This window comes from Enterobacter sp. HSTU-ASh6 (assembly GCF_026319105.1).
Taxonomy (GTDB): domain Bacteria; phylum Pseudomonadota; class Gammaproteobacteria; order Enterobacterales; family Enterobacteriaceae; genus Enterobacter; species Enterobacter sichuanensis.
Genome location: NZ_WSPD01000018.1, coordinates 82,451 through 93,037, shown reverse-complemented (window position 1 = coordinate 93,037; position 10,587 = coordinate 82,451). Strand labels below are relative to the sequence as shown.

Here is a 10,587-nt window from a genome sequence, read left to right as displayed (position 1 = left end):
ATTTAAAAGTTTGATGCTCAATGAATTAAACTTCGTAATGAATTACGTGTTCACTCGTTGAGACTTGGTATTCATTTTTCGTCCGAGGACGTTAAGAATCCATGTCACTTTGAGTGCCCACACAGATTGTCTGATAAATTGTTAAAGAGCAGTTGCAACGCGGTTTTCAGCTCATCGTTGCGAGGTCCCGTATATTACGTTTTCCTCATTCAGAGTCAAGTGATTATTTTCGCTTTTCTCTGTTGGCGTTCATCTCTGAACCCCGCTAACCCGGCGGCCTGTAAGCCGTTGTTCCGTGTCAGTGGAGGCGCATTATAGGGAGTTCTCAGACGTTGACAACCCCTCTTTTAAAAAAAACGTTCAACCGTCTCTTTTTTGCTCAAAACCGTGCTACAGCGCCAGTTTTTCGAGCGTTTCAAAGCCGTAACGACGTAAAACGGGTAAAAGTTGCTCGGTCTCATTCGTGATGGCCATACAAAAAGCAATATTCGCATCGGCTGATTTCGCATCCGGCGCTTCATGCTCCAGTAACCAGGCCGTACGACGGGCGATAGCCGCACCAGAATCCACCAGACGTGTCCCTTCCGGCAACACGGCTAAAAGTTCTTCCTGTAATAGAGGGAAGTGGGTGCAGCCCAGCACAACGGTATCCGGTGGTTCGGGCATCCGCAGCCACGGACGAAGAATACGGCGCAACTCTTCGAGTGATACCGCCTTACCATGCAGCTTCGCTTCGGCCATTTCCACCAGCTCAGCCGAACCGAGCATCGCAATCTGGCATTCGTTGGCAAAACGGTCGATCAGCTCGCGGGTATAAGGACGCTTTACCGTGCCTCGCGTTGCCAGCAACCCCACAATACCGTTCGCCGTCAGGCGCGCTGCTGGTTTTATCGCAGGAACGACCCCTACAACCGGAAACTGGAATTTTTCACGCAGGGCAGGAAGGGAAACGGTGCTCGCCGTATTGCAGGCGATAACGGCCAGCGCGAGGGGATAGCGCTTTTGTACTGCAGTAACGATTTCAACCACACGCTCAACAATAAAATCTTCGCTCTTTTCCCCATACGGAAAAGCAACATTATCGAAGGCGTAGATGTAATGAAGATCCGGCAGGAGATGCCGGATCTCATCATAGACCGAAAGCCCACCGACGCCGGAATCAAATACCAGCACGGTGGGACGCGGATTAGAAGGTGTAGCTGCCAGACAAGGTGTATTCCCGTCCTGCAGTTTGGTAGCCATAAACTGTCTCGTAATCTTTATCGAACAGGTTGGCTATTTTACCACGAACTGTGAGGTGTGAGGTGACAGGATACGAAACTGCGACATCCCACAGGCTTACGCCGCCCATTTTGACCTTCTGACTCGGCCATGTACCGAAGTCGGTATCGTACCGCGTCCCCAGATAGTGATAGGTCAGACTCCAGTCAAAATCATAGATCTGCGTATCAAGCTGATACTTCACCTGCTGTTTAGCGCGACGATCCAGCAGCTGGTTGGTTGCCGCATTACGCGCATCAACATAGTCATAACTGACAGTATGCATGACCGGGCCAGTATCAAACGAAGCCGTCGCTTCGACACCTTTAATACGTGCCTTGCCAACGTTGTAATACTCCTGAAGGTTATTGTTGAAGTCGATCAGGTTATCAACATCGTTACGATAGGCCGACACGCGCCAGTTCACGCCTGCGGTAAGGCCTTCGAACGCACCCTCCCACTGCTTGCTCTCTTCAGGATCAAGATGGTCATTACCGTAGAGCCCGTAGAGTTGCCCCAGATTCGGTGCTTTATAGGCCGTACCATAAGAAGCAATGAAACGGTAACCGTCAATAAACTCCCAGCCCGCACTGCTCTGCCAGGTACCATGACGACCAAACTGCGAGTTATCGTCGCTGCGCGCTGCGCCTTCCAGCGTAATATCGCCAAACTTCTGCAACGCCGTCAGGTAGACGCCCGTGTTACGAATGTCGTAGGCATTAGGCACATAGTTGGTGTTAGGTTCTGTGCTCTGTTTTTGCCAGTCGATACCCGCGCCGATATTGCCATGGCCAACGTCCACAGAGTTTGTCCACTGAACGTTGTACTGTTTGATTTCGTCCAGCGTTGCCGTGGCGTCATAACGTCCAAGATGCGGATCGTAGTTAAAATCCTTGCTGTGGCTGTAACTGGAAAGCAGCTGTGAATGGAAGATATCTTCGTTGAAGCGCAGTCCGGCATCCCATGTCTGGCTATATAGCTGGCGGGTATCAACTAGCGCGTTTGGACTGTAATAAGCGTCATAGGCAGTACGGTTGCTGTAACCATATCCGCGAACGAAGCCGCTCCATTGATCGGAGAACGCATGCTCCAGCGCACCGTAGATCGTTTTATTCATGTAGCCGTCGCGATCGGTTTGGGGAACGCCGCCGTTGTTACCGTCCGCCACCACATCAAAGCCTTTGGTATACGTGTAATCACCGGCCAGCGTCACACGCGTGGTTTCACCCAGCGTCTGCTGAGTACTGCCGCCATAATTTTGGTAACCGTGCGAGCCTACGCCTGCATTCAGAGTCGTACCATCTTTGGCGCGAGTGGTAATGATGTTCACTACGCCACCAATCGCATCGGAGCCATACACCGCCGAACGCGGGCCACGGATGTATTCGATACGCTGCACCAGTGCGATCGGAAACTGGCTGAGATCCGATGCTCCTGTGACGCCCGCCTGGTTAAGTCGGATCCCGTCGACAAGGATGAGAACATGACTGGAATTTGTACCGCGGATAAAGAGTGAAGAATACTGCCCCATTCCGCCGTTTTGTGCGGTATCCACACCCGGCAGGCGGCGCATAACATCGACAACGGTCGTGGATTGCCAGCGCTCAATATCCTCACGCGTCACCACGGACGTCGGCGCCAGAACTGTTTTTTCCGGTTGTTCAAAACGATTTGCCGTCACCACCAACGAGTCTGCGCTATCCTGCGCCCAGCCCGAAAATGCCGTGACGGACAACGCCGTCAACAGCGATACTTTTTTAATCATTGTTAAAGCATCCACAATATAAGAAGGATGCCGCAGGCCTCATCGATAGCACGCGATGATGAAACCAAATGCGACGTGATCCCGGCAGGTCTTCGGGCTAGGTGGCTTTATAAGGATGAAGACTTCCCATTTTCACAGTGTCTACAACGCTCATCCCGCCAGTCGTTACCGCTGCGCGTCAGCTCCAGATTTACACTGGATTCCCTTTTCACTCTCATGAGACCGGAAACAGAATGCTACAATTAGACACGTATAGATGTCCAGACAGCTATTAGCCATTAAATCTGGACATCCCCTGAACAATCCCTACAATCCCCGCGTAATTCTTTATCACTCAGGACGCATCATGACCCCCGAACACCTCCCGACCGAACAGTACGACGCGCAGCTGGCAGAGAAAGTTGTCCGCCTGCAAAGTATGATGACGCCGTTTAACGCGCCCGTTCCCGAGGTGTTTCGCTCGCCTGTCAGCCACTATCGTATGCGTGCCGAGTTCCGCATCTGGCATGACGGGGATGACCTGTACCACATTATTTTCGATCAGCAGACAAAATCCCGCATTCGCGTGGACAGCTTCCCGGCCGCGAGCGAGCTTATCAACCAGCTTATGACGCTAATGATCGACGGCGTACGTGATAACCCGGTGCTGCGCCACAAGCTGTTCCAGATTGACTATCTGACCACGCAAAGTAACCAGGCTATCGTCTCCCTGCTGTATCACAAAGCGCTGAATGACGAGTGGCGCGAGCAGGCCGAAGCGCTGCGTGATGCGCTGCGGGCGCAGAACATCAACGTTCATCTGATTGGCCGCGCGACAAAAACCAAAATCATGCTCGATCAGGATTACGTCGACGAGCGTCTGCCGGTGGCGGGTAAAGAGATGATTTATCGTCAGGTGGAGAACAGTTTTACCCAGCCGAACGCCGCGATGAATGTGCAGATGCTGGAGTGGGCGCTGAAGGCAACGGAAGGGTCAACGGGCGATCTGCTTGAACTGTACTGCGGTAACGGCAACTTCTCCCTGGCGCTGGCACGTAACTTCGATCGCGTGCTGGCGACGGAAATTGCCAAGCCGTCAGTTGCCGCCGCGCAGTACAACATTGCCGCCAACCATATTGATAACGTGCAGATCATTCGCATGGCCGCTGAAGAGTTTACCCAGGCCATGAACGGCGTACGCCAGTTTAACCGTCTGGAAGGGATTGATTTGAAGAGCTACCAGTGTGAGACGATTTTTGTCGACCCGCCGCGCAGTGGACTCGACAGCGAAACCGAAAAGATGGTGCAGGCGTACCCGCGTATTTTGTACATCTCCTGCAACCCGGAGACACTGTGCAAGAACCTTGAAACATTAAGCCAGACGCACAAAGTTGAACGTCTGGCACTGTTTGATCAGTTCCCGTATACCCACCATATGGAGTGCGGCGTTTTACTTACCGCACGGTGATCTACAGGCCGGATAAGCGTAGCGCCATCCGGCGTTTTTGGCAGGTGGCGCTTCGCTTACCTGCCCTACAAATCATTCATTACTCCGGCAACTGGCTCTTGCGGCTACGCATGCGAGCGCCGATCCAGAATACCAGCGCAACAGACAGTACCGCAGGGAAGAAGTTAGAGCCGATATCCGGATACTCCGCGCGCACCACCGTGCTGTAGAGCAGTACACCCAGAATAAAGCAGGCCGCCGCCAGTCCCGGCAACCCGACCGGCATCGTGCGGTTCAGGTAACGTTGATGCAGACAGTAAACGGTCAGCACCAGCGCAATAAGCGGGAAAATTGAAAACGGAACAATGGAGCTAAAAATAGCGGCAAACGTCCCATTAATGGATAAGCCAGCGATCAATGCCAGCAACAGCGTCCCTTTATCCTGACCTGACTGTTTCATTACTCACCTTCACTCTTCGGTTTGATGTGCCAGTTTCTCTTGTTCACGGCGATACCAGTAGTATGCGCCTTTGGAGATCATCCTGAGCTGCAATACCAGTCGCTCTTCAAGCTGCTTACGTTGTTCAATGCTGACATCCAGCGCTTCGGCACCCGCGCTGAACACAATCGTCACCATCGCCTCGGCCTGTGCCTCAGTAAACGCACGCGGCATATGATTTTCGAGTTCAAGATAGTCGGCAAGTTCCGCGATGAAATGCTGAATTTCACGCGCGACGGCGGCACGAAACGCCGCTGATGTCCCCGAACGCTCGCGCAAAAGCAGACGAAACGCGTTGGGGTTATTGCCGATAAATTCCATAAAGGTCGATACGGAGGTGCGGATGACGCTGCCCCCTTTGGCGATACGCTGACGCGCCTGGCGCATCAACTGGCGCAGCATCAGACCGCTTTCATCGACCATGGTCAGGCCCAGTTCATCCACATCACGGAAATGACGATAGAAGGACGTTGGCGCAATCCCGGCCTCGCGTGCGACTTCGCGCAGGCTCAAACTGGCAAAACTTCGCTCAGCACTCAGTTGACTGAATGCGGCTTCCACCAGCGAACGCCGGGTTTTCTCTTTTTGTTGTGCTCTTACGCCCATCACGATAATTGAATCCTTCCAAAGGCCTGATGGCACTATACCAGAGAATAAAATTAATCTGTTTGCTCAGCTTTGTGAATGATTGTTTACGTGCGGTTTGTGCTCCACTGCCGGAAAAAAGCACAACGATAATTGGGTTACTCGGGCAATGATGTTATGATTCTGTTGCTTTTATGTATAAGAACAGGTAAGCCTTGCCATGCCACATTCCTACGATTACGACGCAATAGTTATTGGTTCCGGCCCCGGCGGTGAAGGTGCTGCTATGGGTCTGGTGAAACAGGGAGCCAGAGTAGCGGTCATTGAGCGCTACCATAATGTCGGCGGCGGTTGCACCCACTGGGGCACCATCCCTTCCAAAGCCCTCCGCCACGCCGTTAGCCGCATTATTGAATTTAACCAGAACCCTCTTTACAGCGACCACTCCCGACTTCTTCGTTCATCCTTTGCTGACATCCTGAACCACGCGGATACCGTCATTAACCAGCAGACACGTATGCGTCAGGGATTTTATGAGCGTAACCACTGTGAGATTTTGCAGGGCAACGCGCATTTTGTGGATGAACACACGCTGGCACTCGAGTGCCACGACGGTTCGGTTGAAACCCTTACCGCCGAAAAATTTGTCATCGCCTGCGGTTCACGCCCTTACCATCCGGCCGACGTGGACTTCTCACATCCGCGCGTCTACGACAGTGACTCCATTCTGAGCCTGCACCATGAACCCCGTCACGTCATTATCTATGGCGCGGGGGTCATTGGCTGTGAATATGCGTCGATCTTCCGCGGAATGGACGTCAAAGTTGACCTGATCAACACCCGCGATCGCCTGCTGGCGTTCCTCGATCAGGAGATGTCAGACTCTCTCTCCTACCACTTCTGGAACAGCGGCGTGGTGATTCGCCACAACGAAGAGTATGAGAAGATTGAAGGCTGCGACGACGGGGTGATCATGCACCTCAAGTCCGGCAAGAAGCTGAAAGCTGACTGTCTGCTGTATGCCAACGGCCGTACCGGTAACACCGATTCGCTGCAGCTGGAAAATATCGGGCTTGAAACCGACAGCCGTGGTCAGCTGAAGGTCAACAGCATGTATCAGACCGCCCTGCCGCATATCTACGCGGTTGGCGATGTGATTGGCTACCCAAGTCTGGCCTCTGCCGCTTATGACCAGGGGCGCATCGCGGCTCAGGCGCTGGTAAAAGGCGAAGCGACGGCGCATCTGATTGAAGATATCCCGACGGGCATCTATACCATCCCGGAAATCAGTTCTGTCGGCAAAACCGAGCAGCAGCTGACCTCAATGAAGGTGCCTTACGAGGTAGGGCGCGCGCAGTTTAAACATCTGGCGCGGGCGCAAATCGTGGGGATGAGCGTGGGGACGCTGAAGATCCTGTTCCATCGCGAGACGAAAGAGATCCTCGGGATTCACTGCTTTGGTGAACGCGCCGCGGAAATCATTCATATCGGCCAGGCCATCATGGAGCAGAAAGGTGGTGGCAACACCATTGAGTACTTCGTTAACACCACCTTTAACTACCCGACTATGGCCGAAGCCTATCGGGTCGCTGCCTTAAACGGTTTAAACCGCCTGTTTTAACGCACTGTCGAAATGGCCATCCATCGCACCACGGATGGCCTCTGCCAGCTGCTCATAGCGGCTGCGCAGCGGTGAGCCCGGGCGATAGACCAGACCAATGGTTCGACGCGGCTCTGGCTTAATGCACGGCAAGTAAACCACACCATCGCGTTTGCGTTCGCGCGGTACCGCCAGCGCAGGCAGCAGCGTGATTCCGCTTCCCGCTGCGACCATATTGCGCAGCGTTTCCAGGCTGGTTGCGCGGAAATGGGTATCCTCATCAGCGCCCGCTTCAAAGCAGAAGCCCATCGCCTGATCGCGCAGGCAGTGGCCGTCTTCCAGCATCAGCAGCTTTTCACCGGCGAGATCGGCCATCGGCACACGATCGCGGTTAGCCCACGGGTGATCTTCGTAGATCGCCAGCATCATTGGCTCATCGAACAGCGGCACTTCAATAAAGGCTTCACTCTCTTTCACCAGCGCCAGAATGGCGCAGTCGAGCTTGCCGCTGTCCAGCTGTGCCAGCAGCTGATGGGTTTGCGCTTCATGCAGGTACATTTCGAGTTTCGGGAACGTCTGGTGCAGCATCGGAATGATGTGCGGCAGCAGGTACGGACCAACGGTTGGGATCAGGCCAATATGCAGTGGGCCAGACATCGCCTCTCCCTGCTGGCTTGCCATTTCCTTGAGCACTTTGACCTCGCGCAGCACGGTGCGCGCCTGATCCACCAGCAGTAAACCTGCCTGTGTGAACAGTACCTTACGACTGGTGCGCTCCAGCAACATCACGCCCAGCTCGTCTTCCAGCTTGCGGATCTGACCGCTCAGCGTGGGCTGGCTGACGTGGCAGGAATCTGCCGCGCGGCGAAAGTGACGATGCTCGGCTAACGCTACCAGGTATTCAAGATCACGAATATTCATTATTCATCCTCCGTCGCCACGATAGTTCATGGCGATAGATAGCATAGCAACGAACGATTATCCCTATCAAGCATTCTGTTGAATAATACATCACATAGACGAGGCGGCACGTGTTTGACCCTTGACGTCCCCGCCCCGTCATCGAGTTTCTCTCAAAACTCGAACAACTAAAGCCAACGTGAACTTTTGCGGACCCCGTGGTCCGCTTTTTTTTTGCGTAAAAAAGCCTGGCGCTAAGCCAGGCTTTGTTTTTCTCCCTCTCCCTGTGGGAGAGGGCCGGGATGAGGGCACCAGCCCGCACAAATCAAACCAACCGGTTTTTCGCATCCGCTATCGCCTGCGCCACCTGCGTCGGCGACACGCCGCCTTTCGCCGCACGCTTATCCAGGCAGGACTGCAGCGAAAGAATCGGATACACATCATCCCCGATCGCCGCGCTGAATTTCTGCAGGTCAGCAAGGGCCAGTTCTTCCAGCGGTTTCCCCTGACGAATCGCTTCTACCACCGCTTCACCGACAATATGGTGCGCTTCACGGAACGGTACGCCTTTCGCTACCAGATAATCCGCCAGTTCAGTCGCGTTCGCGTAGCCCTGCTGGGCCGCTTCCTGGCAGCGTGGACGCTTCACCTGAATGCCGTCCAGCACCAGCGCGCCCATATGCAGACAGTCCAGCCAGGTGTCGAGTGCGTCGAACAGCCCTTCTTTGTCTTCCTGCATATCTTTGTTGTACGCCAGCGGGAGCCCTTTCAGGGTCATCATCATGCCGGTCAGCGCACCCTGTACACGGCCACACTTACCGCGGATCAGCTCCAGCGCATCCGGGTTTTTCTTCTGCGGCATCAGCGAAGAGCCAGACGTCACACGGTCAGACAGCTCGACGAAGCCCGCTTCGCCAGAGTTAAAGAAGATCAGGTCTTCCGCAAAGCGCGACAGGTGCACCATGCCGATAGACGCGTCAGAGAGCAGTTCCAGCACGTGGTCACGATCGGAGACGCTATCCAGGCTGTTGCGGGTAGCAGAGGCAAAGCCCAGCCAGCCTGCCAGCTGTTCACGGTCGATTTCATACGCCGTACCGGCCAGCGCGCCGCTGCCCAGCGGGCTGACGTCCAGACGTTTCAGGGTATCCTGCAGACGGCTTTCATCGCGCGCCAGCATCTCAACATAGGCCAGACACCAGTGCGCAAAAGTCACCGGCTGTGCGCGCTGCAGATGGGTATAACCCGGCATCACCGCATCCTGGTTATTCTGTGCGGTCTCCACCAGCGCGCTCTGCAGCTGACGGTTGGCCGCCAGCAGTTCGCCAACGGTATCTTTACACCACAGCTTCAGGTCGGTGGCGACCTGGTCGTTACGGCTCCGGCCAGTGTGAAGCTTTTTACCCAGCTGGCCGACTTTGTCGATCAGCTTACCTTCCACCCAGCTATGAATATCTTCGGCATCGCTCTGCAGGATTTGCTGCGGATCCAGACGCACTTCTTCCAGCAGATTGTTGAGCGCCTCTTCCAGCTGCAGCTGTTCCTCTGCGCTCAGTACGCCCACCGTTACCAGCGCTTTGGACCAGGCCACAGAGCCGACGATATCCTGTTCGGCCAGGCGGTAGTCGAAGCGCAAAGAGTCGTTGAACTGTTTGAACCGCTGATCCGCTGCCTGTGTAAAACGCCCACCCCAAAGTGCCATAACATCGTTCCTTTATTCGTTAGTTCCGCCGGGTGGCGCTACGCTTACCCGGCCTACGGTCATTCATTAAAAACTTACGCTAAAATACGTGTGCCAATCGGCGTGCCGTTAAACAGTGCCGGAAGCTGCTCCGCATGACGCCAGGAGGCGATATCCACCGGGCGACCGAGCGTGCGTGCGGCATCCAGCGCCGCATTGACTTTGACAATCATCCCGTCGGTAATAATGCCCTGGGCGATCAGCTGTTCGGCTTTTGCCGCAGTCATTTCCGCGATGCGCTGGCCTTTGCCGTCCAGAATACCGCTCACGTCGGAGAGCAGGATCAGATCCGCGCCCAGCGTCGCGGCCAGCGCGGTTGCCGCCTGGTCCGCATTCACGTTCATCAGCGCGCCCTCTTCGGTCACGCCGATAGAGCTCACCACCGGCAGGAAACCGCCTTCCAGCAGCGTGTTTATCAGCTTAGGCGAACCTGGCTGCGCCAGTCCAACATGGCCGAGCTCTTCGTCGAGCTGGGTCACTTTTACGCTATCGCCATCGCCCAGATAGAGGCCAACGGACGCAATATGGTGTTTCTTCGCCCAGGAGAGCAGCGTTTTGTTCGCCGTACCTGCCAGCGCACCGGTGATGATGTCAATCTGATCGGCAGGCGTCACCCGCAGACCGTTTTTCTTTTTCACCGGCAGGTTGAGCCCTTTCATCAGCTCATCCACCACGCAGCCGCCGCCGTGCACAATCACCAGCGGACGTTGGTGTGATTCGCGATAGTTAACCAGCGCGGTAAAAAGACGCTCCAGCGCTTCTTCGCTGTCCAGCAGTACACCACCGAGTTTGATAATTAATGGGTTCATCATCA

Annotated in this window: 9 protein-coding genes and 1 riboswitch; of the genes, 2 read left to right on the top strand and 7 right to left on the bottom strand. The window is 54.7% G+C overall.

What is annotated here, in order from left to right; translation table 11 throughout:
• Positions 1 to 390: 390 nt before the first annotated feature.
• Positions 391 to 1,242: a glutamate racemase gene (gene murI, locus GM298_RS19095; RefSeq protein ID WP_025758856.1), complete on the bottom strand. Its 852-nt coding sequence runs from the start codon at positions 1,240 to 1,242 to the stop codon at positions 391 to 393.
• Complete coding sequence (gene btuB / locus GM298_RS19090) at positions 1,187 to 3,025, bottom strand: TonB-dependent vitamin B12 receptor BtuB (protein WP_126801229.1); 1,839 nt, start codon at positions 3,023 to 3,025, stop codon at positions 1,187 to 1,189. Before btuB ends, murI begins: the two co-directional genes overlap by 56 nt.
• A 65-nt stretch (positions 3,026 to 3,090) precedes the next feature.
• Positions 3,091 to 3,267: riboswitch (cobalamin riboswitch) on the bottom strand.
• Between the two features lie 104 nt (positions 3,268 to 3,371).
• Between btuB and trmA the strand changes: the two genes are divergently transcribed.
• On the top strand, positions 3,372 to 4,472 hold the full coding sequence (gene trmA, locus GM298_RS19085; RefSeq protein WP_252088222.1) for a tRNA (uridine(54)-C5)-methyltransferase TrmA: 1,101 nt from the start codon (positions 3,372 to 3,374) through the stop codon (positions 4,470 to 4,472).
• 79 nt (positions 4,473 to 4,551) lie between these two features.
• Here the strand turns inward: trmA and GM298_RS19080 are convergent, their stop codons facing one another.
• Entirely contained in the window at positions 4,552 to 4,911 is a 360-nt protein-coding gene (locus tag GM298_RS19080; RefSeq protein WP_025758852.1) for a YijD family membrane protein, read from the bottom strand.
• 9 nt (positions 4,912 to 4,920) lie between these two features.
• Positions 4,921 to 5,559 (bottom strand): HTH-type transcriptional repressor FabR, encoded by a 639-nt coding sequence (gene fabR / locus GM298_RS19075; protein ID WP_008501784.1) that lies wholly within the window; start codon positions 5,557 to 5,559, stop codon positions 4,921 to 4,923.
• Between the two features lie 196 nt (positions 5,560 to 5,755).
• On the opposite strand from fabR, the gene sthA reads away from it, so the two are divergent.
• Positions 5,756 to 7,156, top strand: coding sequence for a Si-specific NAD(P)(+) transhydrogenase (gene sthA / locus GM298_RS19070; RefSeq protein WP_025758849.1), 1,401 nt, complete (start codon positions 5,756 to 5,758; stop codon positions 7,154 to 7,156).
• Here sthA and oxyR read toward each other — a convergent pair.
• The 3 genes from oxyR to argB all read right to left on the bottom strand — a co-directional run bounded on the left by oxyR (position 7,139) and on the right by argB (position 10,585).
• Positions 7,139 to 8,056 carry a DNA-binding transcriptional regulator OxyR gene (gene oxyR, locus GM298_RS19065; RefSeq protein WP_025758848.1) on the bottom strand — a complete coding sequence of 306 codons (918 nt, stop codon included), beginning with the start codon at positions 8,054 to 8,056 and terminating at the stop codon, positions 7,139 to 7,141. The genes sthA and oxyR overlap by 18 nt on opposite strands.
• A 304-nt stretch (positions 8,057 to 8,360) precedes the next feature.
• Positions 8,361 to 9,734 carry an argininosuccinate lyase gene (gene argH, locus GM298_RS19060; RefSeq protein ID WP_025758847.1) on the bottom strand — a complete coding sequence of 458 codons (1,374 nt, stop codon included), beginning with the start codon at positions 9,732 to 9,734 and terminating at the stop codon, positions 8,361 to 8,363.
• A 74-nt stretch (positions 9,735 to 9,808) separates the two neighbouring features.
• The gene (gene argB, locus GM298_RS19055; RefSeq protein ID WP_094919457.1) at positions 9,809 to 10,585 is read right to left on the bottom strand and encodes an acetylglutamate kinase; all 777 of its coding nucleotides are present in this window, start codon (positions 10,583 to 10,585) and stop codon (positions 9,809 to 9,811) included.
• Positions 10,586 to 10,587: the final 2 nt, after the last annotated feature.

What these genes read in the sequence shown, in the direction of transcription:
- murI (WP_025758856.1), bottom strand. Translation starts at nt 1,242, where the DNA reads ATGGCTACCAAACTGCAGGACGGGAATACACCTTGTCTGGCAGCTACA.
- btuB (WP_126801229.1), bottom strand. Translation starts at nt 3,025, where the DNA reads ATGATTAAAAAAGTATCGCTGTTGACGGCGTTGTCCGTCACGGCATTT.
- trmA (WP_252088222.1), top strand. Translation starts at nt 3,372, where the DNA reads ATGACCCCCGAACACCTCCCGACCGAACAGTACGACGCGCAGCTGGCA.
- GM298_RS19080 (WP_025758852.1), bottom strand. Translation starts at nt 4,911, where the DNA reads ATGAAACAGTCAGGTCAGGATAAAGGGACGCTGTTGCTGGCATTGATC.
- sthA (WP_025758849.1), top strand. Translation starts at nt 5,756, where the DNA reads ATGCCACATTCCTACGATTACGACGCAATAGTTATTGGTTCCGGCCCC.
- oxyR (WP_025758848.1), bottom strand. Translation starts at nt 8,056, where the DNA reads ATGAATATTCGTGATCTTGAATACCTGGTAGCGTTAGCCGAGCATCGT.
- argH (WP_025758847.1), bottom strand. Translation starts at nt 9,734, where the DNA reads ATGGCACTTTGGGGTGGGCGTTTTACACAGGCAGCGGATCAGCGGTTC.
- argB (WP_094919457.1), bottom strand. Translation starts at nt 10,585, where the DNA reads ATGATGAACCCATTAATTATCAAACTCGGTGGTGTACTGCTGGACAGC.